Origin of the sequence: Streptomyces sp. NEAU-W12, assembly GCF_026242095.1 — a bacterium.
Lineage (GTDB): Bacteria > Actinomycetota > Actinomycetes > Streptomycetales > Streptomycetaceae > Streptomyces.
In genome coordinates this window covers 101410-123998 of sequence record NZ_JAPJDM010000013.1, presented here as the reverse complement: position 1 = coordinate 123998, position 22589 = coordinate 101410, and the positions used below count along the sequence as shown (strand labels likewise).

At 72.8% G+C, this 22589-nt stretch carries 18 protein-coding genes and 2 tRNA genes; 3 read left to right on the top strand and 17 right to left on the bottom strand.

Annotated elements, in window-relative coordinates; translation table 11 throughout:
* Positions 1-22: 22 nt before the first annotated feature.
* The gene (gene lepA, locus ORI94_RS18285; RefSeq protein ID WP_266076739.1) at positions 23-1891 is read right to left on the bottom strand and encodes a translation elongation factor 4; all 1869 of its coding nucleotides are present in this window, start codon (positions 1889-1891) and stop codon (positions 23-25) included.
* 303 nt (positions 1892-2194) lie between these two features.
* Here lepA and rpsT point away from each other — a divergent pair, with 303 nt between their 5' ends.
* Positions 2195-2461, top strand: coding sequence for a 30S ribosomal protein S20 (rpsT, locus tag ORI94_RS18280; RefSeq protein WP_266076736.1), 267 nt, complete (start codon positions 2195-2197; stop codon positions 2459-2461).
* A 226-nt stretch (positions 2462-2687) separates the two neighbouring features.
* Here the strand turns inward: rpsT and holA are convergent, their stop codons facing one another.
* The 8 genes from holA to leuS all read right to left on the bottom strand — a co-directional run bounded on the left by holA (position 2688) and on the right by leuS (position 13822).
* Complete coding sequence (gene holA, locus ORI94_RS18275; protein WP_266076734.1) at positions 2688-3677, bottom strand: DNA polymerase III subunit delta; 990 nt, start codon at positions 3675-3677, stop codon at positions 2688-2690.
* A gap of 96 nt (positions 3678-3773) precedes the next feature.
* Complete coding sequence (locus ORI94_RS18270; RefSeq protein WP_078878410.1) at positions 3774-4022, bottom strand: hypothetical protein; 249 nt, start codon at positions 4020-4022, stop codon at positions 3774-3776.
* Positions 4023-4052: 30 nt separating this feature from the next.
* Positions 4053-5018 carry an arylamine N-acetyltransferase family protein gene (locus tag ORI94_RS18265; protein WP_266076731.1) on the bottom strand — a complete coding sequence of 322 codons (966 nt, stop codon included), beginning with the start codon at positions 5016-5018 and terminating at the stop codon, positions 4053-4055.
* Between the two features lie 4 nt (positions 5019-5022).
* Positions 5023-7737 (bottom strand): ComEC/Rec2 family competence protein, encoded by a 2715-nt coding sequence (locus tag ORI94_RS18260; RefSeq protein ID WP_266076728.1) that lies wholly within the window; start codon positions 7735-7737, stop codon positions 5023-5025.
* Entirely contained in the window at positions 7734-8930 is a 1197-nt protein-coding gene (locus tag ORI94_RS18255) for a ComEA family DNA-binding protein (RefSeq protein ID WP_266076725.1), read from the bottom strand. Before ORI94_RS18255 ends, ORI94_RS18260 begins: the two co-directional genes overlap by 4 nt.
* 130 nt (positions 8931-9060) lie before the next feature.
* Positions 9061-9906, bottom strand: coding sequence for a DegV family protein (locus ORI94_RS18250; RefSeq protein WP_266076723.1), 846 nt, complete (start codon positions 9904-9906; stop codon positions 9061-9063).
* A 98-nt stretch (positions 9907-10004) separates the two neighbouring features.
* Positions 10005-10742, bottom strand: a complete 738-nt coding sequence (locus tag ORI94_RS18245; protein WP_266076720.1) for a hypothetical protein — start codon at positions 10740-10742, stop codon at positions 10005-10007.
* 191 nt (positions 10743-10933) lie between these two features.
* Positions 10934-13822 carry a leucine--tRNA ligase gene (gene leuS / locus ORI94_RS18240; protein ID WP_266076717.1) on the bottom strand — a complete coding sequence of 963 codons (2889 nt, stop codon included), beginning with the start codon at positions 13820-13822 and terminating at the stop codon, positions 10934-10936.
* 532 nt (positions 13823-14354) lie between these two features.
* On the opposite strand from leuS, the gene ORI94_RS18235 reads away from it, so the two are divergent.
* Both ORI94_RS18235 and ORI94_RS18230 read left to right on the top strand, forming a co-directional pair.
* Positions 14355-15632, top strand: a complete 1278-nt coding sequence (locus tag ORI94_RS18235; protein ID WP_266076715.1) for a ferric reductase-like transmembrane domain-containing protein — start codon at positions 14355-14357, stop codon at positions 15630-15632.
* Entirely contained in the window at positions 15629-17236 is a 1608-nt protein-coding gene (locus tag ORI94_RS18230) for an NADH-quinone oxidoreductase subunit NuoF family protein (protein ID WP_266076713.1), read from the top strand. Before ORI94_RS18235 ends, ORI94_RS18230 begins: the two co-directional genes overlap by 4 nt.
* Before the next feature lie 112 nt (positions 17237-17348).
* Here ORI94_RS18230 and ORI94_RS18225 read toward each other — a convergent pair.
* The 8 genes from ORI94_RS18225 to ORI94_RS18190 all read right to left on the bottom strand — a co-directional run bounded on the left by ORI94_RS18225 (position 17349) and on the right by ORI94_RS18190 (position 22413).
* Positions 17349-17421 (bottom strand) — tRNA-Ala (locus ORI94_RS18225).
* A 103-nt stretch (positions 17422-17524) separates the two neighbouring features.
* Positions 17525-17758: a hypothetical protein gene (locus ORI94_RS18220; RefSeq protein WP_042172034.1), complete on the bottom strand. Its 234-nt coding sequence runs from the start codon at positions 17756-17758 to the stop codon at positions 17525-17527.
* 329 nt (positions 17759-18087) lie between these two features.
* A tRNA-Ala gene (locus ORI94_RS18215) sits at positions 18088-18160 on the bottom strand.
* Positions 18161-18263: 103 nt separating this feature from the next.
* Positions 18264-18941, bottom strand: coding sequence for a histidine phosphatase family protein (locus tag ORI94_RS18210; RefSeq protein WP_266076711.1), 678 nt, complete (start codon positions 18939-18941; stop codon positions 18264-18266).
* Positions 18932-19378, bottom strand: coding sequence for a ribosome silencing factor (gene rsfS, locus ORI94_RS18205; RefSeq protein WP_042172032.1), 447 nt, complete (start codon positions 19376-19378; stop codon positions 18932-18934). Before rsfS ends, ORI94_RS18210 begins: the two co-directional genes overlap by 10 nt.
* Before the next feature lie 135 nt (positions 19379-19513).
* Positions 19514-21391 (bottom strand): LCP family protein, encoded by a 1878-nt coding sequence (locus tag ORI94_RS18200; protein WP_266076706.1) that lies wholly within the window; start codon positions 21389-21391, stop codon positions 19514-19516.
* 16 nt (positions 21392-21407) lie between these two features.
* On the bottom strand, positions 21408-22166 hold the full coding sequence (gene nadD / locus ORI94_RS18195) for a nicotinate-nucleotide adenylyltransferase (RefSeq protein WP_266076703.1): 759 nt from the start codon (positions 22164-22166) through the stop codon (positions 21408-21410).
* 82 nt (positions 22167-22248) lie between these two features.
* Positions 22249-22413, bottom strand: coding sequence for a hypothetical protein (locus ORI94_RS18190; protein WP_266076700.1), 165 nt, complete (start codon positions 22411-22413; stop codon positions 22249-22251).
* Positions 22414-22589 lie beyond the last annotated feature (176 nt).

The window sequence follows — 22589 nt, the reverse complement described above, 5'->3', positions numbered from 1 at the left end:
GGCAGCCTCCGGCGACCCGCGGTTACTTCTTGGCCTTGCCCGACCCCGCGTTGTCGTCGCTGGAGAGGACGGCGATGAAGGCCTCCTGCGGGACCTCCACGGAGCCCACCATCTTCATCCGCTTCTTGCCCTCCTTCTGCTTCTCCAGCAGCTTGCGCTTGCGCGAGATGTCACCGCCGTAGCACTTGGCGAGGACGTCCTTGCGGATGGCGCGGATGGTCTCGCGGGCGATCACCCGGGAGCCGATGGCGGCCTGCACCGGCACCTCGAAGGCCTGCCGCGGGATCAGCTCCTTGAGCCTGGCGACGAGCCGCACGCCGTAGGCGTACGCCTGGTCCTTGTGGGTGATCGCGGAGAACGCGTCCACCTTGTCGCCGTGCAGCAGGATGTCGACCTTCACCAGGCTGGAGGTCTGCTCGCCGGTGGGCTCGTAGTCGAGGGAGGCGTAGCCGCGGGTCTTGGACTTCAGCTGGTCGAAGAAGTCGAAGACGATCTCGGCGAGCGGGAGGGTGTAGCGGATCTCCACCCGGTCCTCGGAGAGGTAGTCCATACCGAGCAGGACACCGCGCCGGGTCTGGCACAGCTCCATGATCGAGCCGATGAACTCGCTGGGCGCCAGGAGGGTGGCGCGCACGACCGGCTCGTACACCTCTGCGATCTTCCCCTCGGGGAACTCGCTCGGGTTGGTGACGATGTGCTCGGTGCCGTCCTCCATGTCCACGCGGTAGACGACGTTCGGCGCGGTGGCGATCAGGTCGAGCCCGAACTCGCGCTCGAGGCGCTCGCGGATCACGTCGAGGTGCAGCAGGCCGAGGAAGCCGACGCGGAAGCCGAAGCCGAGGGCGGCGGAGGTCTCCGGCTCGTAGACCAGGGCGGCGTCGTTGAGCTGGAGCTTGTCCAGCGCCTCGCGCAGCTCGGGGTAGTCGGAGCCGTCCAGCGGGTACAGGCCCGAGAACACCATGGGCTTGGGGTCCTTGTAGCCGCCGAGCGCCTCCTCGGCCCCCTTGTGCTGGCTGGTGACGGTGTCACCGACCTTCGACTGGCGGACGTCCTTCACCCCGGTGATGAGGTAGCCCACCTCGCCGACGCCGAGGCCGTCGGCGGGCAGCATCTCCGGCGAGTTGGTGCCGATCTCCAGCAGCTCGTGCGTCGCGCCCGTGGACATCATCCGGATGCGCTCACGCTTGTTGAGCTGGCCGTCGATGACCCTGACGTACGTCACGACACCGCGGTACGAGTCGTACACCGAATCGAAGATCATCGCGCGGGCCGGGGCGTCCTTGACGCCGACCGGGGCGGGGACGTCGGCGACCACCCTGTCCAGCAGCGCCTCGACACCGAGACCGGTCTTCGCGGACACCTTCAGCACGTCGTCGGGGTCGCAGCCGACCAGGTTGGCGAGCTCCTCGGCGAACTTCTCGGGCTGCGCGGCCGGCAGGTCGATCTTGTTGAGCACCGGGATGATCGTGAGGTCGTTCTCCATCGCCAGGTACAGGTTGGCGAGGGTCTGGGCCTCGATTCCCTGCGCGGCGTCCACCAGGAGGACCGTGCCCTCGCAGGCGGCGAGCGACCGCGACACCTCGTAGGTGAAGTCGACGTGCCCCGGCGTGTCGATCATGTTGAGGATGCGCGTGCTGCCCTTGTCGTCCGTGGGCGCCCACGGCAGCCTCACCGCCTGGGACTTGATCGTGATGCCGCGTTCACGCTCGATGTCCATGCGGTCGAGGTACTGGGCGCGCATCTGCCGCTGATCGACCACACCGGTCAGCTGGAGCATCCGGTCGGCGAGCGTGGACTTGCCGTGGTCGATGTGCGCGATGATGCAGAAGTTGCGGATCAGAGCCGGGTCGGTACGGCTCGGCTCGGGCACGTGGCTGGGGGTCGCGGGCACGCAGGGTCCTGATTCTTGAGGCGTCCGCAGTGTCTGCGGTCTCGGGTCGGATCGGATCGATACGTAGCTTCCATGGTCCCACGGGCGGGGTGCGTGGTGCCCCGGGTGGGGACCGGAGGTCCGGCAGGGGCCGGACCGGGGCCTGTACCGGCGCCCGGCCGGGGACGGGTTTGGGCCGTCCGTCGGGCCGCTGGTACCGTGAGGGGCTGTGTCTCTATGCCCTCCGGGCGCGGGGCACGTCTCAAGAAATTCACCGGTACGGGACCCGTGCGGCCCCGGACCAGAACCTGTAGAGGCTCATTCGTGGCGAACATCAAGTCCCAGATCAAGCGGAACAAGACCAACGAGAAGGCCCGGCTGCGCAACAAGGCCGTCAAGTCCTCTCTGAAGACCGCGATCCGCAAGGCTCGCGAGGCCGCCGCCGCGGGCGACGCCGAGAAGGCCACCGAGTACCAGCGCGCTGCCGCGCGTCAGCTCGACAAGGCCGTCTCCAAGGGCGTCATCCACAAGAACCAGGCCGCCAACAAGAAGTCGGCGCTGGCTCTGAAGGTCGCGGCCCTCAAGGGCTGAACCACTCGCTGATCTGACCGGATCTGATCCGACCGCCGGAAGGACCCGGGCGGGCCCTCTCTCTCCGCCCCCGACCGGCACCCCGAGCCTGTACGCGGCCTGCGTTCGCCACGCGGGTACGGGCTCCGAGCGTCACCGAGGACCCCGCTCCACCGCCCTTCCCCGGGCGGTGGAGCGGGGTCCTCGGCTTGTCACGGTGCGGGACGGCCGAAGACGACGGCGGGATCTACGCCCTGCCCCTCGACCTGGCCGCGCGTGCGATGGTGACGACCGCCTTCTCCAGGACGTACCCCGGGTCCTCCCCGCCGCCCTTGACGCCGGCGTCCGCCTCGGCCACCGCCCGCAGGGCGACGGACACGCCGTCGGGGGTCCAGCCCCGCATCTGCTGGCGCACCCGGTCGATCTTCCACGGCGGCATGCCCAGCTCCCGCGCCAGGTCGGCCGGTCTGCCGCCGCGCGCCGACGACAGCTTCCCGATCGCCCGTACGCCCTGGGCCAGCGCGCTCGTGATCAGCACCGGCGCCACCCCCGTCGACAGCGACCAGCGCAGCGCCTCCAGCGCCTCCGCCGCCCGGCCCTCGACCGCGCGGTCGGCGACCGTGAAGCTCGACGCCTCGGCCCGCCCGGTGTAGTACCGGCCGACGACCGCCTCGTCGACCGTGCCCTCGATGTCCGCCGCCAGCTGGGACACCGCCGCCGCCAGCTCCCGCAGGTCGCTGCCGATGGCGTCGACCAGCGCCTGGCACGCCTCCGGTGTGGCCGACCTCCCGGTGGCCCGGAACTCGCTCCGTACGAAGGCCAGCCGGTCCGCCGGCTTCGTCATCTTCGGGCAGGCCACCTCCCGCGCCCCGGCCTTGCGCGCCGCGTCGAGCAGGCCCTTGCCCTTGGCGCCGCCCGCGTGCAGCAGGACGAGCGTGATCTCCTCGGCGGGTGCCCCGAGGTACGCCTTCACGTCCTTGACGGTGTCGGCCGACAGGTCCTGCGCGTTGCGTACGACCACGACCTTGCGCTCGGCGAAGAGCGAGGGACTGGTCAGTTCGGCGAGGGTGCCGGGCTGGAGCTGGTCCGGGGTGAGGTCGCGCACGTCCGTGTCGGCGTCGGAGGCCTTCGCCGCGGCCACCACCTCCTGCACGGCGCGGTCGAGCAGGAGGTCCTCCTGGCCCACGGCGAGCGTCACCGGGGCGAGAGGGTCGTCTTGAGCTGTCTTCCTGGCCATCGCGACAAGCATCGCACGCACCACTGACGGCAGTGGTTCCTCACGTCACGGTGCCGACCCCGTCCCACAGCGCCGGCCCGGCCTCACGGTGCCGGCTCAGGGTTCTTCCCGCCAGCCCTCCCACTCCGCCGCGAACTCGTCCAGTGCGCCGGGGTCCAGCCGTCGCCTCTCGTCGCGCAGGACGACGAGCCACTGGGCGTCCTCCGCGTCGTCCTCGCCGGCCAGGGCGTCCCGTACGAGCCGCGGCTCCTCGTCGTCGACGCCGAAGCGCTCGCCGAGCTCCTCCGCCACCGCTTCCGCGGCCTCGCGGTCGGGCAGCACCAGCACATGTCTCACATCGCTCACGTCGGCCATTAAAAACCCTGCCGGCTGCGATCAGCCGACCCGGTGGGGTTTCCTCACCGCCGGCACCTGGGCGAGGCGGATCCCGAACCGGTCCCGGTAGAACGCGAGCACCTCCTCGTCCGTCTTCAACTCCCGCTCCTCACGCGTGCCGTTCGCCGCCGTCGCGGTGACCCGGCGGCCGCTGAGCGTGATCCTCCCCCCGTGCCCGGTGACCCGTGAGCAGACGAGTGACCGGGTGAAATGCGACTGCGGCGAGGTGCTGTGCCACCACGCCCCGGCCACGAAGTCGCCGAGCGCCCTCGGGCGCCGCTCCAGCCGGTACACCCGCTTCCCGTCCCGCAGCACGTCCAGGTCCGCGACCGGGGCGGGGTCATGACCTCCGCGCGCCCCGGCCGCGTCCGGCGCCGCCTCGACGATCCGGAACGTACCCCCGGGGTCCTCCTGGTCCCCCCGCTCCCCGAACGCCTGCGGCAGCAGGAAGTGCGACCCGAACCCGACATCGGCGAGCAGGTCGCCGCCGTCCTGGGTCCGTACCCGCAGGGCGAGATGGTCGTACGGGATGCCGAGCCGTCCTCCGTCGCCGTACACCCGCGCGGCAAGCAGGGTGACCTCGTACCCGAGGGCGGTGAGCAAGGTGCCGAAAGCTCCGTTCAGTTCGTAGCAGAAGCCGCCCCGGCGGCCGCTCACCACCTTGTCCAGCAGTCGTCCCCCGTCGAGCACGATCTCCTCACCGAGGTGGACCGAGAGGTTCTCGAAGGGCACGGTCCGCAGGTGGCGCAGGTGCAGCTCGCGCAGCGCGTCGACGGTGGGCCGGGCCGGCCGCCCGACGCCCAGCCGCCGCAGGTAGGCGTCGACCGCCGTCGCGTCCGGACCGGCGCCGGTGGCCGCTCGCGTGCCCGCGTCCGGGTGCGCTCCCTCGCCCGCTCCCTTGTCCGTGTCCACGTCCGTGCCCACATCCGTGTGCTCGTGCGTGTCGTCGTGCGCGGCTTCCCTCATGCCCTCAGTGTCGCGCCACCCGCAGTTCTCCGTCCCCGGCCTCCCCACCGAGCACGGCGATCGACCCGCCCCGGTCCGTCCGCAGCACCGCGGCCCCGGCGTCCCGCAGCGCGGCGAGCGTGCCCGGGGCCGGATGTCCGTACGAGTTGTCGCGCCCCGCGGAGATCAGCGCCAGCCGGGGCGCCGACCGGCGTACGAGGCCCGGATCCTGATACGCCGAGCCGTGGTGGGCGACCTTGAGGACGTCGACGTCCGCCAGTCGGCCCGCCACAGGCGACCTCGCCAGGGCCCGCTGGGCCGGTGGTTCCAGGTCCCCGAGCAGCAGCAGGCGCAGCCCCGCCGTCCGGACGAGCAGGGCCACACTGGCGTCGTTCGGCCCCTCCGGGGCCGGGGCCGGGCTCGGGGACGGGGACGGCCAAGTGCCGGCCGGGTGCCCGGTGTTCGGCGGTGGCCACACCACCTCCCAGGACAGCTCCCCCGTGCGCCGCCGCTCCCCCGCGACGGCCCGCGTCACCGGCAGGTGCCGGTCCGCCGCGAGTCTGCGGACGAAACGGGCCTGGTCGGCGGGTTCCTCCAGTCCCGTGGCCGCGATGCCGCCCACCGACCGTCCGCGCAGGACGCCGGGCAGGCCCGCCACGTGGTCGGCGTGGAAGTGGGTCAGCACGACCAGCGGGACCCGGGTGATGCCCAGGGAGCGCAGACAGCGGTCCACCGGGGCCGGGTCCGGACCGGCGTCCACGACCACCCCGGTGTCCTCGCCCGCCGCCAGCACCATCGCGTCGCCCTGTCCCACGTCGCACATCACCATCCGCCAGTCCGGTGGCGGCCAGCCCGTGACCGCACGGGTCAGCGGTGGCGGCTGCACCACCAGCAGCACCAGGAGCAGGGCGCAGGCCCCGCACCACCAGGGGTGCCGCAGCAGTCTCCGGCCGACCGGCAGGAGTGCCGGGGTGAGCGCCCCGAGCAGCGCCGCCCCGGTCCAGCCGCCCGGCCAGTCGACCCCGGCACCGGGCAGCGCCGCCCCCGTCCGGGCGATCTGCGCGATCCACTCCACGGGCCAGCTCGCGCACCAGGCGAGCGCCTTCGCCACCGGCAGCGCCGGCAGGGCGGTGGCCAGGGCCAGGAAGCCCAGCACGGTGGCCGGCGCGAGCGCGAACTCGGCGAGGAGGTTGCACGGCACCGCCACCAGGCTCACCCGCGCCGACAGCACGACGACCACCGGCGCGCACACCGCCTGCGCGGCGCCCGCCGCGGCCAGCGCCTCCGCGAGCCGTGGGGGCGTCCCGCGCCGTCGCAGCCCGGCGCTCCAGCGCGGCGCGAGCGTGAGCAGGGCGCCGGTGGCCAGCACGGAGAGCAGGAAGCCGTACCTGCGGGCCAGCCACGGGTCGTAGAGCACCAGCAGCAGGACGGCGGTCGCCAGTGCCGGGATCAGGGACCTGCGGCGGCCGGTGGCGAGCGCGAGCAGGGCGACGGATCCGCAGACGGCGGCCCGCAGCACGCTCGGATCGGGCCGGCACACGACGACGAAGGCGAGCGAGACCGCCCCGCCGAGCAGCGCGGTCGTGCGCAGCGAGAGGCCGAGGCGGGACGCGAGACCGCGGCGTTCGGCGTACTGCGCCAGCCCCGGCGGGCCGAGGAGCAGGGCGAGGAGGATCGTGAAGTTCGCACCGGAGACCGCCAAGGTGTGCGTCAGGTCGGTCTCCTCGAACGCCTCCTCCAGTTCCGGGGGGACGCGGGAGGTGTCGCCCACGACCAGCCCCGGCAGCAGGGCTCGCGCGTCCGCCGGCAGGCCGTCGGTCGCCGCCCGCAGCCCGGCGCGCAGCCGTCCGGCCAGCCGCTGCGGCGTTGAGGGCTCCCCCACCGTCCGCGGCCCGGCCTCGTCCCTGACCCGCAGCACGGCCGCGAACCGGTCACCGCCCGCCGTCGCCGGAGCGAGCCGGCCCTCGACCCGCAGCCGGGTGGACGGCAGCAGCCCGAGCCACGGCGTGTGCTCCCGTGCACCCCCTGCCCGCGCCTGTCCGTCGTCCTGCGGGCCCGGCCCGGCCGAACGCGTGTCGACCATCATCAGCACCGGGACCCGGGTGACGGCCGCCGCACCGCCCCCCTCCGGTTCCACCCGCCGCACGTCTGCCTCGACGAGCACCGCTGCCGGAGCCGGGTGGCTGCCGCCGGCCCGGGGCCGGGTGAGCCGGGGATCGGCGGTGACCTCGACCTCGGCCGTGACCGGGGCGTGCTCCCGCGCCAGCTCCGGCACCGGGCCCCGCCGCAGATCGGCGCCGTGCAGGCCCGCCGCTCCGGCGGCAGCGGCGACGCAGAGCAGCACCGCGGCTCCGGACACCCGCGCCCCTCCCTGTCCGCGTGCGTGCCCGGGTCCCGCACGTGCCTGCCCCGCAGGTTCCCCCGCACCTTCCCGCCCCGCAGGCCGGGGCTCCGCCCGGCGGTTTCGCGGCGTCAGAAGGACTGCGGCCAGGAGCAGGGAGGCGATCACCGTGCCCGTGACCAGGCCGGGCGGGGCGTGCAGCATCACCGCCGCCGTGGCCCAGGCCGCCAGCGCGGGTGGTACGAGCCGCAGGTCGGCCGGCCCCTCCTGCCGGGGGTGGGACGCCCCGAGCCTCTTTCCCGAGGCGGCGTGCACGGACAGCCGGGCGGGCGGGTCCGTGGAAGCGGGGTGCGCCGTATCCGTCCGCCCGGGGTCCGCCGGGTCCGTCCGGCTGCTCATGGCCGTACGAGATTTCGCAGGTCCGCGAAGCGGCGGTCGCCGATGCCGTTCACTTCCCGCAGTTCGTCCACCGAGCGGAAGCCGCCGTTGCGGGTGCGGTGGTCGAGGATGTGCCGGGCCAGTACGGGGCCGACCCCCGGGAGGCTGTCCAGTTGCTCCAGCGTCGCGGTGTTGAGGGACACCGGCGTCGTGGGCCCGGCGCCCGGTGCCGGTGCCGCACCGGCCCCCGCCGCCGGCGCGGGACCGCCGACGACCACCTGCTCCCCGTCCACGAGGAACCGGGCCCGGTTGAGGTTGTCGGTCCTGGTCCCGGGCCGTACCCCGCCCGCCGCCCGCAGGGCGTCCGCGACCCGTGAGCCGGCCGGGAGGCGGTGGACGCCCGGGTCACGGACCTCTCCGCCGACGTCGACCACGATCTCGGGCAGCGCCGTGCCCGCCGCACCCGCGCCGGATCCCGCACTCGTGCCGGCGGCCCCCGTCGGGGCGACCGGCGTGCTTCCCGCTCCGTCCCCGGCCTCGGGCACGGCCGCTGCCACCACCTCCGGGGCCCGCACGGGCTGGGTGCGTCCGGTCCAGAAGTGCCACCCGGCGAACCCCACCGCCAGTACGAGCACCACCGACAGCGCGACCACGCTCCGCCGCTCCAGCCCGCACCGCGTCCGCACCCACAACGGCAACCGCTCCCGCAGCGCGAGCGCCGTGCCCCCGACCGGCCGGCGCTCCCCCGGCGTCACCGGGTCCGGGTCCGGGCCCGGGGCGGCCGGCCCGGGGACCTCCTCCCACGTCCCCGCCTCCCCGACGTCCACATCGCCGCGGGCTGAGGCCGGGCCCCTCCCGGGCCGCACCACCGGCTCGCCCTCACCGCCCACGGCCCAGCTCGGCACACGCCGGGCCCGCCCGGCGCCTCCGGCGCCCCGGGTGCCTCGCCCGGATCCCTCCCCGAACAGCACCTCCGCCCGGCGCCGGAGCTCCTCCGCCGAGGCACCCCGGTCCCGGCCGCCCCGGATCCGGTGCCCCCGCCGGGCCTCCCGCCCACCGGGCCTCGGCCCCGGCCCCGTGCTCCTTGCGGTACCGGCAGTGGCCGGCCGGCGGTGCCGGGCACGTCCGTCGGACGCGGGTGCGCGACCCGGGCCGCTGGTCGCCCCGGCCGAACGTGAAGGTGAAGGCGAATGTGAACGTGATCGAAGTGCCATGCCAGGAGGATCGGGCACGGTGCCGCATTCGCGACGATCTTGCCCGATTCCCGTGGATCACTTCCCGATTGTGGACAACTCCGTCACCTGTACGGCCCCGGTACGGCTCCGGCGCCGCCCCGCCACCGCCTCATCGGGCCGAGACCACGACCCCCAGCAGGCCCGGCCCCGTGTGTGCCCCGATCACCGCGCCGACCTCGCTGACGTGCAGTTCGGTCAGTCCGGGCACCCGCGCCTTCAGCCGGTCCGCGAGAGCCGAGGCCCGCTCCGGGGCGGCGAGATGGTGGACGGCGATGTCGACCACGGCGTCGCCCGCCCGCTCGGCTGCGATCTCCTCCAGGCGGGCGATGGCCTTCGACGCCGTACGCACCTTCTCCAGGGGTTCGATGCGGCCGTCGGCCAGCTGGAGCAGCGGCTTCACGGCGAGTGCCGACCCCAGCAGGGCCTGCGCGGCCCCGATGCGTCCGCCCCGGCGCAGGTAGTCCAGGGTGTCGACGTAGAAGTAGGCGGCGGTACCCGCCGCCCGTTTCTCCGCGGCCGTGACGGCGTCGTCCACGGTGCCGCCCGCCTCCGCGGCCCCGGCCGCCGCGAGCGCGCAGAATCCGAGCGCCATGGCGATCATGCCGGTGTCCACCACCCGTACCGGCACCGGCGCCTCGCGGGCCGCGACGACCGCCGCGTCGTAGGTGCCGGAGAGTTCGGCGGAAAGGTGGAGGGAGACGATCCCGGCGGCGCCGGCCTCGGCGGCCCGGCGGTAGGCGGCGGCGAAGACCTCGGGGCCGGGCCGGGACGTCGTCACCGGCCGCCGCTTCTGGAGCGCCTGGGCGAGGGAGCGGGTGGAGATCTCGGTGCCCTCTTCGAGCGCGCGGTCGCCGAGGACCACGGTCAGGGGGACCGCCGTGATGCCGTGCCGCTCCATCGTCCGGGCCGGGAGGTAGGCCGTTGAATCGGTGACGATGGCGACATGGCGGGACATGAGCTGGAGGTTACCTGGCGGACCGCCCCCCGGGCAGCTCGGCCCGGCGAGGCGGACGCGGCCGTGGCCGGATCAGCGCGTCGGGACGGCGCGCCCGGTCACGTGGTGCTCTCGGGCCGGGGCTTCTTCTGCCAGGGATACGTGGGACGGGGCGCGGCCGGTGCGATCGAGGGCTGCGCCGGCTCGGACGCGGGCTCCCGCACGGCCTCGGACCGCGACGGCTCCGGCCCGGTCCGGTCGGCCGCCGGGGCACCGTGAGAGGGCCCGGCGGCGGGCGCGGACCGCGGGTCGGTGGTCGTCCAGTGCCGCAGGGCGCCGGTCTCCATGTCGATCTGGGTGCCGAGCGCGTCGAGGTCGTCCTCCGCGAAGTGGCGGGCGCGGTCACGGGCCGCCCAGCGCAGGGAGTCCGCCGACCGCACGATGCGGTGGGTCCGCTCGCGCAGCTCGGGCAGCCGCCCGGCGAGGGTGCTGCGGTCCGGTTCGGACTCCAGGCGCCTCAGCTCGGCGTCCAGTTCGTGCCCGTGTGCGCTGAGCCGCTCGAAGAGGCCGAGGGACTCCTTGAGGGACTGGTCCTCCGACGCGCCGGACTGCAGCGCGTCCTGAGTGGCGCGCATGGACGTCCGCAGCTTCAGTCTGAGCTGGGCGATCTCGCCGGCCGGGCCGGTCTGGGCGAAGGACTTGACCTTCAGGGTGTGGTCCTCGACCGTGCGGCGGGCCTGGGTGATGTGGCGGTCCGCGCTGCGCCTGGCGGCGCCGACGGCCTTCACCGTGGCGTACACGCCCAGCGTGACGAAGAGCACGAAGAGCAGGGCCAGTACTGCGATCACTGCTTCCACGAGACTCCTCCTCCAGGCCCTGGGGCCGCCCGTCACACGCACACCACGCCGTTCTTCAACGGTAAACGCAACGGGCGGGTCCGGAGTTCCGGAAGAACCCCGAACCTGCCCGTAGGGGACTACCCCGAACCAGCGGCCCCCAGTCCGCGGCCCGACCGGCGCCGGCCCTGCGCCGTCACGCCGTCACGCCGTCACGCCGTCACGATGTTCACCAGCTTCGGCGCCCGCACGATCACCTTGCGGATCCCGGCCCCGCCCAGCGCGGCGACGACCTTCTCGTCGGCCAGCGCGGCCTTCTCCAGTTCCGCCTCGGAGATGGACGGCGAGACCTCCAGCCGGGCCTTCACCTTGCCCTTGATCTGGACCACGCAGGTGACGGTCTCGTCGACGACGTACGCCGGATCGGCGACCGGGAAGTCCCGGTGGACGACCGAGTCGGTGTGGCCCAGCGTGCGCCACAGCTCCTCGGCGATGTGCGGGGCCAGCGGCGCCACCAGCAGCACCAGACGCTCGGCGACCGAGCGCGGGACCAGGCCCCCCGCCTTCGTCAGGTGGTTGTTCAGCTCGGTGACCTTGGCGATGGCGGTGTTGAAGCGCATCCCCTCCAGGTCCTGGCGCACCCCGTCGATCGCCTTGTGCAGGGCCCGCAGGGTGGCCACGTCGATGTCGGCGTCCGGGGTGTCGACGACGGTCACCTCGCCGGTGTTCTCGTCGACGATGTTGCGCCACAGCCGCTGCAGCAGCCGGAACTGGCCGACCACCGCGCGGGTGTCCCACGGCCGCGACACGTCCAGGGGGCCCATCGCCATCTCGTACAGGCGCAGCGTGTCGGCCCCGTACTCGGCGCAGATCTCGTCCGGAGTGACCGCGTTCTTCAGGGACTTGCCCATCTTGCCCAGCAGCCGGGAGACCTTCTCGCCCTGGTAGTGGTAGGCGCCCTCGTGCTCCTCCACCTCGGCGGCCGGTACCGCGATGCCGCGGCTGTCACGGTAGACGTAGGCCTGGATCATGCCCTGGTTGAACAGCTTGTGGAACGGCTCCGCCGACGACACGTGCCCCAGGTCGTACAGCACCTTGGACCAGAAGCGCGCGTACAGCAGGTGCAGCACGGCGTGCTCGGCGCCGCCCACGTAGAGGTCGACGCCGCCGTGCGGCATGCCCTCGCGCGGGCCCATCCAGTACTGCTCGATCTGCGGGTCGACCAGCTTCTCGCTGTTGTGCGGGTCCAGGTAGCGCAGCTCGTACCAGCAGGAGCCGGCCCAGTTGGGCATGGTGTTGGTCTCGCGCCGGTAGGCGCGCGGTCCGCGGCCGTCGCCCAGGTCCAGGGTGACGTTGACCCAGTCCTCGTTGCGCGACAGCGGCGTCTCGGGCCGGGTGTCGGCGTCGTCCGGGTCGAAGGTGCGCGGGGAGTAGTCGTCGACCTCGGGCAGTTCCAGCGGCAGCATCGACTCGGGCAGGGCGTGGGCGGTGCCGTCCTCGTCGTAGACGATCGGGAAGGGCTCGCCCCAGTAGCGCTGCCGGCTGAACAGCCAGTCGCGCAGCCGGAAGTTGACGGTGCCCTCGCCGATGCCCCGGCGCTCCAGCCACTCGGTGATGCGCGCCTTGGCCTCGGCGACGCCCAGGCCGTCCAGGTTCACCTCGTCGTTCGACGAGTTGATGATCCTCGCCTCGTGGGAGGAGAAGGCGTCCTCCCAGGTGGAGGTGTCGGTGCCGCGGCCGTCGGTCGGCTCGACGATGCAGTGGATCGGCAGTTCGAAGGCGCGCGCGAACTCGAAGTCGCGCTGGTCGCCGGCCGGTACGGCCATGATCGCGCCGGTGCCGTAGCCCATCAGGACGTAGTCGGCGATGAAGACGGGCACCTGCTCGCCGTTGACCGGGTTGGTCGCGTACGCGCCGATGAAGACGCCGGTCTTGTCCTTGGCCTCGGCCTGCCGCTCCACGTCGGACTTGGACGCGGCCTGCGCGCGGTACGCGGCGACGGCCCCGGCCGGGGTGGCGTGACCGCCGGTCCACACGCTGTGGGTGCCCTCGGGCCAGGCGGCCGGGGTGAACTTCTCGACCAGCGGGTGCTCGGGCGCCAGCACCATGTAGGTCGCGCCGAACAGGGTGTCGGGGCGGGTGGTGAAGACCGTGATGTTCTCGCCGTCCACGGGGAAGTCGACGCGGGCGCCCTCGGAGCGGCCGATCCAGTTGCGCTGCTGCAGCTTGATGGCCTCGGGCCAGTCCAGGGCGTCCAGGTCCGACAGCAGCCGGTCGGCGTAGGCGGTGATGCGCATGTTCCACTGGCGCAGCTTCGCCTTGAAGACCGGGAAGTTGCCGCGTTCGGAGCGGCCGTCGGCGGTGACCTCCTCGTTGGCCAGTACGGTGCCCAGCCCGGGGCACCAGTTGACCGGCGCGTCGGAGGCGTAGGCCAGCCGGAAGCCGCCCAGGACGTCGGCGCGCTCGGGCCCGCTCAGCTCGCTCCACGCGCGCGTGTGGCCCGGTACGGGGCGCTCACCGGACTCGAACCCGGCGATCAGCTCGGCGATGGGCCGGGCCCGGCCGGCCTCGTCGTCGTACCAGGAGTTGAAGATCTGCAGGAAGATCCACTGGGTCCACTTGTAGTAGTCCGGGTCGATCGTGGCGAACGACCGGCGCCGGTCGTGGCCCAGGCCCAGCCGGCGCAGCTGGGCCTTCATGTTCTCGATGTTGGCCTCGGTGGACACGCGCGGGTGCGTGCCGGTCTGCACGGCGTACTGTTCGGCGGGCAGGCCGAAGGCGTCGAAGCCCAGGGTGTGCAGGACGTTGTGGCCGGTCATGCGCTGGAACCGGGCGGAGACGTCGGTGGCGATGTACCCCAGGGGGTGGCCGACGTGCAGTCCCGCACCCGACGGGTAGGGGAACATGTCCATGATGAACTTCTTGGGCCGGGCCACCGTCTCCGGGTTGCCCGCCAGGTCGCCGCTCGGATTGGGTGCGTCGTACGTGCCCTCGGCGTCCCAGAAGTCCTGCCAGCGTGCCTCGATCTCGGCCGCCAGGGCGGCCGTGTAGCGGTGCGGCGCGGCCACTTCGGGGGTGGCCGCGGGGTTCGTCTCGCTCATGGTCCTCAAAGCTCCATCGATCGTCTGCGCCCACGGCTGCTGCGACATTCGGAAATGAAAAATCCCCTCGCACAGGAGGGGACGCCGCGCCGGTTCCGGCCACTCGGTTCACTCTTCGACCGTGGCCGGGACTGATCAGCGCGGCTCGCTCAGCAGAAGGCGTACGGCACGCATGGCGCCAGGGTACCGCAGGCCCGGAGCGCGCCGCGACGCACTGCGCCCCGCCGCGGCGGGCCACCCTCCCTGAATTCCGGTCAAGGGTTACTTCGCGTAACGACCCCTAAGGGGCATCACGGCAGCCCGATCGTCTTTTGATAACAGCGCAATAACTCAAACCTCGTATCTCCCCGGTACGGCGAGGTTTAGAGTGCGGCGCGGGACCGCTTCTCCCGAACGTTCGGAGTTCCCCCATGACCCCTCGTCCAGACAGCAGCCCGCCTCCCGCTCAGGGTCGGTCGGCTGCCGGTCGGCCGTACCCGCATTCCGTCGTGCTCCTTCCCGCGCTCTCCGTCCTGACACGGGGAGGCAGGGCGTGAGGCCGGACGACAGCACGGCGGACGACTGGTTCGCCGAGTTCCTCAACTTCGGCGTGGGCGTCCTGTCGCTCGTCTGCCTGAGCTGCTCGGTGATCTGGGGACTCGTGGCCCAGGACCGGGTCCTGCTGGGTCCGCGCCAGCGCATCCTGGCGCAGGCGGTGCACCGGACGACCGCGGTCGCCTCGATCGCCTTCCTGCTGGTGCACATCGGCATCAAGTTGGCCCTGGACCACACCACCTGGATCGCCGCGGTGATCCCGTTCGGTCTGGCCCTCACCGACGACGAGGCCGCCCTCGGCAGGTCCTTCCTGATCGGCCTGGGCACCCTCGCCGGAATACTGATGATCTTCGTCGGCGTCACCGGCGTCCTGCGCAACCGCTTCGCCTCACCGGCCCCCGTCGCGGCCCGCTGGCGCGCCATGCACATGCTGGCCTACCCGGCCTGGTGCGCGGCGCTCGTGCACGGGCTCTACGCGGGTCGAGCGGCGAAGCCGGTCTTCCTGGTCCTCTACGGCCTGTCCCTGCTCGGCGTCATGGCGGCCCTCGCCCTGCGCGCCTCCCCGCCGCGGGTCAAGCGCAAGGTCGCCGACCGGGTCACCGCCCTGCTCGGCACCGCCGAGCAGCAGGGCCGCGACAGGCTGGACGAGAGCCGGGCCCGCGCCGCCGAGGTGTCGCGTCCCGGGTACGAGGGCGGCGGCGGACGGGGCTCCCGGTCCCGTTCCGAGGGTGGCGGCCGGGACTCCCGGCCCCGTTCCGAGCGTCCCGAACCGGCCTTCGGGCCGCTGTACGAGACCGCCGAACGCCTCGCACCGCCGGCCCCGGACCCGGCGAACGGCTTCGCGGCCGCCTACCGCGCGGTCTCCGCCCCGTCACAGCCGCAGCAGCCCCTCCGGGCCGACCAAACCGCCCGCATCGAACTGCCCCTGGACATGCAGCCCACCCAGGCGGTCCCCACCGTGGACGGCCCCTCCAGCACCTCGGGCAGTTGGCCCGTCCCCTCCCCGCCACCGGTCGGCGAGGCCCCGCCGTCGGCCTACGACCCGCTCCAGGACACCGGATACAACATCCCGACCTACGACAATTCGGCCGCCTCCGGGTACGGCTCGAGTGATGTGTACGACACCGGTGAGTCGAACAGCCTCTACACCACGTACAACCCGAGTGACACGTACAACAGCGGTCCCGCCACTGATCCATCTCCCGGTGCGTCGTACGACTTCGACGCACCGGGATCGGGCGAACCTTGGAACACGCCTTCCGGAGGCTTCAAGTGAACGAGGCTCTGCCCGACGTACCCGAAGTCCGCGTCGTCGGGCTTCCCCAGCTCACGTCGGGCTTCGACCTTGTCGAGCGGCTCGATCTGCCCATGCACCTCAAGGTGCACGGGCCGCTCGAGCCCATGGGCGGCGAACAGCTCGCCCGACTCGCTGAACGCATCAACCTCAGGGGACGCGGCGGCGCCGGCTTCCCCTTCCACAAGAAGCTGCGTTCGGTCGCCGAGACGGCGATCAAACGCGGCGTCCGGCCGGTCGTCGTCGTCAACGGCAGCGAGGACGAACCGGCCTGCCGCAAGGACACGGTGATGATCAACCGTGCCCCGCACCTCATCCTGGACGGCGCGCTGCTGTGCGCCGAGGCCATGGGGGCCCGCACGCTCGTGGTGGGGGTCACCCGGGAGTCCACCAAGCGCTCCATGGAGGCCGCGCTCGCCGAACGCGGCCTGAACAACGGGCGCCGGTCCGCGCTGCGCGCCCGCGTGCAGCTCAACCCGGTGCGCATGGTCACGGGCGCCGCGGCCTCGCTGATCCGCTCCATCGACGGTGGCCCCGCGGTCCCGCCGGGCCGCAAGGTCAGCGCCTCGAAGAGCGGCGTGGGCGGCGCACCCACCCTGCTCTCCAACGCCGAGACCTTCGCGCAGCTCGCCATCGCCGCCCGCATCGGCCCGGAGCGCTACTGCAACACCGGTCTGTACGACGAGCCGGGCACCGTCCTGCTCACGGTCTCCGGGGCGGTCGCCCGCCCCATGGTGATCGAGGTCCCGACGGGTGTGCCGCTGCGCTACGTCCTGCAGCTCGCCGGTGCTCCGCCGATGCCGCAGGGCGTGCTCACCGGCGGCTACCACGGCAAGTGGATCGACGCGGCGACCGTCAACGAGGCGATCGTCTCCCGCAACTCCCTGGACGCGGTGGGCGGCGCGCTCGGCGCGGGCGCGATCCTGCCGATCGGTCAGGACACCTGTCCGCTGGGTGAGTCCCTGATGGTGGCGAAGTGGCTGGCCGAGGAGAGCGCCGGCCAGTGCGGCCCCTGCTACCTGGGGCTGCCGGCCGCCGCACGCGGCCTGGAGGACATCCTCAACGGGGGTGGCCCGGCCGCTCTGGAGGCGGTCAAGCAGGTCGCCAGGAACGTGAAGCGGCGGGGCGCGTGTTCGCACCCGGACGGCTCCGCGATGTTTCTGGAATCGACCGTCAAGGCGTTCGCCGACGACCTCGCCGCCCATGTCCTGGGCAACGGCTGCGGGCGCCCCGTGGAAGGCGTGCTGCCGCTCTTCGAGGGAGGCAGGGCCCCTACCGGCATCCCGGGCGGCGGCGGGGAGGAGAACGGCCCCAGCCGCCAGAAGATCTTCGTCGACTGGACGCTGTGCCGGGGACACGGCCTGTGCGCGGACATCCTTCCGGAGGTCTTCCAGCTCGGCGCGGACGGCTTCCCGACCGTCGCCCAGGCCCAGGTGCCGCGCCACGCGGAGGCCAAGGCGATGCGCGCGGTGCGCCGCTGCCCGGCGCTGGCCCTGCGCGTCGAGGAGGGGGCGCAGTCCAAGGCGCCCTCCCGCAATCTGCCGGTCCTCTCCCAGGGCCGCGGCCGGCGCGCGCTGGGCCGCTGACACCGCTTCGTGCGGGCCGCCCTCCGGGTGGCCCGCACGAACCACGCAGCCGCACGCCCGACCACACGCAGAGGGCGGACCATCCGATCGGATGATCCGCCCTCTACTGCTGTGGAGCTAAGGAGAATTGAACTCCTGACCTCCTGCATGCCATGCAGGCGCTCTACCAACTGAGCTATAGCCCCAGGTCACATCCCGCCCGGTTGCCCCGGCGGCGACGCCAACATTACACGGTCCTCCGGGCCTCACACCACATCGATTCCGTTCCGCCCGGTTCTGCCCGCATTGTCACGCGGTGACGAACGAATAGAAACGCTTGAGCGTGCAGTGTTCCTCGAGGAGCCGGCCGTAGATCGGTTCGCCTTCGAGCTCGCGGTACGTCTCGATCGGGTCGCCTTTTATGATCAGCGCCTGCGCGCACTCCGCGCACCAGTACTGGTAGTCGGGATTGACCGGCTCCATGTCCCGCACGATCGGAGTCCCGCTGCCGCACCAGTCGCACCTTCGCCTGTGTGCACCCATCACTCAGCTCCGGCTGCGGCCGCGGGCCGTACACGCGGAGCAACGGAAGCGGGCAGAGGTCCGTCGTGTCAACACCCCGCCGAAGAGGCGGTCGACCTCCCCGTGGATGCTCGCAGGCATCAACAACTCCCTCCCGTCGGGCCGCGCCCCCTTCCGGTCGTTTGATTCTGCCACGACCGGACCAGTACGGTCAGCGACGCCGGGGTACCGTTCGGGACACGGCCTGGCCGCCTCGTGGAGGTATACGTCCGCCGGCCGCCTCCTGCTCAACCGGGAACAACGAAAAACCCGCCCTCGCGGTGAGGACGGGATCTTCGTCATGTGACGTGTGGAGCTAAGGAGAATTGAACTCCTGACCTCCTGCATGCCATGCAGGCGCTCTACCAACTGAGCTATAGCCCCGAGTGTTCTTCCCGCTCGGCGGGCGAACAAGAAGAACTTTAGCCTGCGGCCTGCCGGAAAGTGAAATCCGGCCCCGGACCGGGCCCCGGGCCGCGACCGGGGGTCAGTCGTCGTCGCCGAGCACCGGTTCCGGCAGGGTGCCGGCGTTGTGCTCGAGCAGCCGCCAGCCACGGGCGCCCTCGCCGAGGACGGACCAGCAGCAGTTGGTGAGCCCTCCGAGGCTCTCCCAGCTGCGCGGGTCGAGCCCGATCAGCCGGCCGATGGTGGTGCGGATCGTGCCGCCGTGGCTGACCACCACGAGTGTGCCGTCGTCCGGGAGTTTGTCGAGGTGCCGGAGCACCACCGGAGCGGCGCGGTCGGCGACCTCGGTCTCCAGTTCGCCCCCGCCCCTGCGCACCGGCTCACCGCGCTTCCAGGCGGTGTACTCGTCACCGTACCTGGCGATGATCTCGTCGTGCGTCAGGCCCTGCCAGACGCCCGCGTAGGTCTCCCGCAGGGCCTCGTCGTGGACCGGCTCCAGACCGGTGAGCGCGGCGAGTTCCGCGGCGGTGTGCGCGGCCCGCTTCAGGTCGGAGGCGATGATCGCGTCGGGCTTGAGGCCGGCCAGGAGGCGGGCGGCCCGGCGGGCCTGGGCGACGCCGATACCGGTCAGTTCCACGTCGGTGCTGCCCTGGAAGCGGCGCTCCACGTTCCAGGAGGTCTGGCCGTGCCGCCACAGGATGACGCGGCGGCCCCGGCCTCCGCCGGGACCGGACACCTCACCGGTGGGGCTCACCGCCACCCACCACCCGGCTCCGCGGCCTCTTCGGCCTCCTTCTGCCGGGCGTGCTCGGCGGCCTTGCCGCGGGTGGCCACGGCGTCCTCGGGCAGCTCCAGCTCGGGGCAGTCCTTCCACAGCCGCTCGAGGGCGTAGAAGACGCGCTCCTCGCTGTGCTGGACGTGGACGACGATGTCGACGTAGTCGAGCAGCACCCAGCGGGCCTCGCGGTCGCCCTCGCGGCGGACCGGCTTGGCGTCGAGCTCCTTGCTGAGCCGCTCCTCGATCTCGTCGACGATCGACTTGACCTGACGGTCGTTGGGCGCGGAGGCCAGCAGGAAGGCGTCGGTGATGGACAGCACGTCACTGACGTCGTAGGCGACGATGTCGTGCGCGAGCTTGTCGGCCGCGGCCTGGGCGGCGGCCTGGACGAGCTCGATGGAACGGTCGGTTGCGGTCACTACAAGGCTTTCGCTCGGCGGTCGTTTGCCTTCAAGGGTCTCACGGACCGCCGGGCGCGCCCCACGCCTTCCGGAGCGCCCCCGGCCGGGGCGCCCCGTGCGGGGTGTCCCGGCCGGTGTTGCGCCGCGGTCCGGTCAGGTGCCCGGCTCGTAGTCCTGGCCCAGGACCACCGACACCCTGGCGTTCCCGGAGACCTCGCCCCGGGTGACGGATCCGGGGGGCAGTCCGAGGGTCTTGGCGACCTCGGAGGCGTTCTCCTTGTCGGCGTCGTCCGCGTAGACCACCTCGGAGGACGCCGCCGCAGTGGCCGTACCGCCCTTCAGGAAGGTGAAGCCGCCGTTGAGGAGGACCACCCGGGCCTTCTCGGTGTTGTCCTCGACGCCGGTGGCGTTGCGCACCGAGACGCTGACGGCGGCGTCCTTGTCGGGGCTCTTCGCGGTGCCGCCGAGCACCTCCCCGACCACGCTGTCGCCCGTCTCCGGCGTGAGTGTGCCGTCCTCCTCGACCGGCAGCAGCGCGGTGCTGTGGTCCCCGCCCTTGGCCAGGTCGGCGAGCCGGGCGAGGAAGGAGCCGAGGTCCTTGTCGGTCAGGGGCGGCTCGATGATCTGCCCCAGGGTCTGGATGGTGGTCGTCGCGGCGCCCGCGTCGGACGTCATCTTCCGCAGTACGCCCTGCATGACCTGTCCGAACCGCTCCAGCTGGGCGTTCTGCGCCTCGCCGGAGGCGCGGTGGGTGGCGTAGGCGACGGCCATCTTCCCGGTGAGGGTCTGGCTCTTCCCCTTCTTGACGAGGGGGGCCTCGCCCTTCTTCCCGGCGTCCGGGTCGGGCACGTCGGCGTCGGTGTCGATGTCGATGTTGCCGACCAGGTCGACGAGGTTCTGCAGGTAGGGCGTGTCCAGCCGCCAGGTGCCCTCGATGTCGGTGCCGAGGAGCGTCTCGAGGGCGCTCCGGGTACCGCCGGAGCCGTCGTCCTCGACCGACTTGGCGAGCGTGGTGGTGGTGCCGTCGTCGGCGGAGAGGGCGAGGGAGTTGGGCAGCAGGACGGTGCTGCCCTGCTTGGTGGTGGTGTTGTCGACGAGCAGGGCGGTGGCGGTGCCGCCCTCCTTGGTGTCGTGCAGGTGGACGACGATGACGTCCCGCTTCTGGGCGCCCGCGGCCGTCGTGGTGCCCGTGCCGGCGCCGGAGCCGGACAGGCCGGGGAGCTTCCCGGCGTACCAGAGGTAGCCGACGCCGCCGCCGGCGACCAGGGCGAGGACCACGACCAGGGCGACGATCCGGCTGCGGGCGCGGCGCTTGGCCTCCTCGCGGCGCTCGGTGCGGTTCTCGGTGAACTGCAGCCAGTCGATGACGTCCTCGGAGTCGTCGTCCGGTTCCTCGACGAAGGCGAACTGCTCGGTGCGGTAATCCCGTTCGGGCGCCTCGGAGTCGGTGGCCGGGTGGTCCTCGCGGTCGTCGTGGCCGTGGGGGCCGGTCGTGCCGTCGGCCGGGCCGGGCTGCTGCGGGATGTGCGCGGTCTGCCCGGCGGCCCGGGGCTGCTGCCCGGTGCCGCCCTGCGCGGTCTGCCCGTGGGAGTCGCCGGGGGAGGCGCCGTACGAGTCGCCGTGGGAGTCGTACGGGGTGGCCGTCCCGGCGCCCCGGGAGGTGTCGTAGCCGCCCTGGGGCCCGTAGGGGTCGTAGGAGGGCGTCTGCGGCTGCTGTCCGGTACCCGTCCCGGCCCCGTAGGGGTCGTACGGCTGCGGGACCTGCTGCGGGCCGCCGGTGGCGTACGGGTCGTAGCCGTAACCGCCGCCGTAGCCCTGCTGCTGCCCGTAGCCCTGCCCGTACTGGTCCTGCCCGTACTGGTCCTGCTGACGGTACGGGTCGTACGGCTGCTGCGGGGCCTCCTGCGTGGGCCGGCCCGGTGCCTGGGTGCCGGCCTGGCGGTAGACGGGCCGGCCGTACTCGTCGTAGCCCACGAGCCCGTACGGGTCGTCCCCTGCGTCGCCGTGTCCCGCGTCGTATCGGTCGTTCACCGGTGCCCCTCTTCGCTCACTCGCCGCGGTACAGCTCGCGCTTGGCGATGTAGCGCACGACCCCGTCCGGCACCAGGTACCAGACGGGATCTCCCTTGGCGACTCTCGCACGGCAGTCCGTCGAGGAAATGGCCAGGGCGGGAACCTCGACGAGCGAGACGCCCCCCTCGGGCAGGCCCGCGTCGGTCAGATGATGGCCGGGCCTGGTGACGCCCACGAAGTGCGCCAGGGAGAACAGTTCCTCGCTGTCCCGCCAGGTGAGGATCTGCGCGAGGGCGTCGGCGCCGGTGATGAAGAACAGGTCCGTGTCGGGGTTGAGCGCGCGCAGGTCGCGCAGGGTGTCCACGGTGTAGGTGGGCCCACCGCGGTCGATGTCGATCCGGCTCACCGAGAACTGCGGGTTCTCGACGGTCGCGACGACCGTCATCAGGTAGCGGTCCTCGGCCGCGGAGACCACCCGGTGGCTCTTCTGCCACGGCTGCCCGGTGGGGACGAAGACCACCTCGTCGAGGTGGAACCGCGCGGCGACCTCGCTGGCCGCCACCAGGTGCCCGTGGTGGATCGGGTCGAAGGTGCCGCCCATGACGCCGAGGCGCCGCTTGCCCGGCCACGGCAGGACGCCGCCCGGTCCGTCGGCCCGGCCCGGCACCGGACGGCGCTCGGGGCTGCTCGTCGGCCGTCCGGCCGTGTCCTCGACTCCGGCCCCGGCCGTGGCCGCGGCCGGCTCCCCGGCCGCGCCCCTCGCCGGACCGGTAGGCATGTCCTGCTCTCCCATGCGAGCAGACCCTACCGGCCCTTTCTGAACGGTCCGGCCGCCAGGTACACCTCCGGCCACACCCCCAACAGGCCCCGGGGGTCTACCGGTCGCGGTTGAAGCGGGTCGTGACCCACAGCAGGAGGAGCAGGGCGGCCAGGACGCAGGCGCCCACGAAGTAGGGGTTGAGGCTCTCGTGGTTGCCACTGTGCTCTCCGCCCTCGGCGGCGAGGGTGACCAACTGGGCAGCGGTGCTGGGGAAGCTCATCTTCGGCAGTACCTATCGCGTGTGGGCGGGACAAAGACGTCGGCTCATCGTATGCGGGCGCCTTCCCCCCGATCACTCCGACTCCGCCGTCGCGGGTCCCGGCCCCGTCCGCCCCGGCCGCCCCGGGCGCCGGGGGCCGGCCGGCGCGGGCACCCACCCGCGGGGCGGGGGGGGCA

What these genes read in the sequence shown, in the direction of transcription:
- nadD (WP_266076703.1), bottom strand. Translation starts at nt 22,166, where the DNA reads ATGGGAGAGCAGGACATGCCTACCGGTCCGGCGAGGGGCGCGGCCGGG.
- ORI94_RS18190 (WP_266076700.1), bottom strand. Translation starts at nt 22,413, where the DNA reads ATGAGCTTCCCCAGCACCGCTGCCCAGTTGGTCACCCTCGCCGCCGAG.
- holA (WP_266076734.1), bottom strand. Translation starts at nt 3,677, where the DNA reads ATGGCCAGGAAGACAGCTCAAGACGACCCTCTCGCCCCGGTGACGCTC.
- leuS (WP_266076717.1), bottom strand. Translation starts at nt 13,822, where the DNA reads ATGAGCGAGACGAACCCCGCGGCCACCCCCGAAGTGGCCGCGCCGCAC.
- ORI94_RS18250 (WP_266076723.1), bottom strand. Translation starts at nt 9,906, where the DNA reads ATGTCCCGCCATGTCGCCATCGTCACCGATTCAACGGCCTACCTCCCG.
- ORI94_RS18220 (WP_042172034.1), bottom strand. Translation starts at nt 17,758, where the DNA reads ATGGGTGCACACAGGCGAAGGTGCGACTGGTGCGGCAGCGGGACTCCG.
- ORI94_RS18255 (WP_266076725.1), bottom strand. Translation starts at nt 8,930, where the DNA reads ATGGCACTTCGATCACGTTCACATTCGCCTTCACCTTCACGTTCGGCC.
- ORI94_RS18265 (WP_266076731.1), bottom strand. Translation starts at nt 5,018, where the DNA reads ATGAGGGAAGCCGCGCACGACGACACGCACGAGCACACGGATGTGGGC.
- ORI94_RS18260 (WP_266076728.1), bottom strand. Translation starts at nt 7,737, where the DNA reads ATGAGCAGCCGGACGGACCCGGCGGACCCCGGGCGGACGGATACGGCG.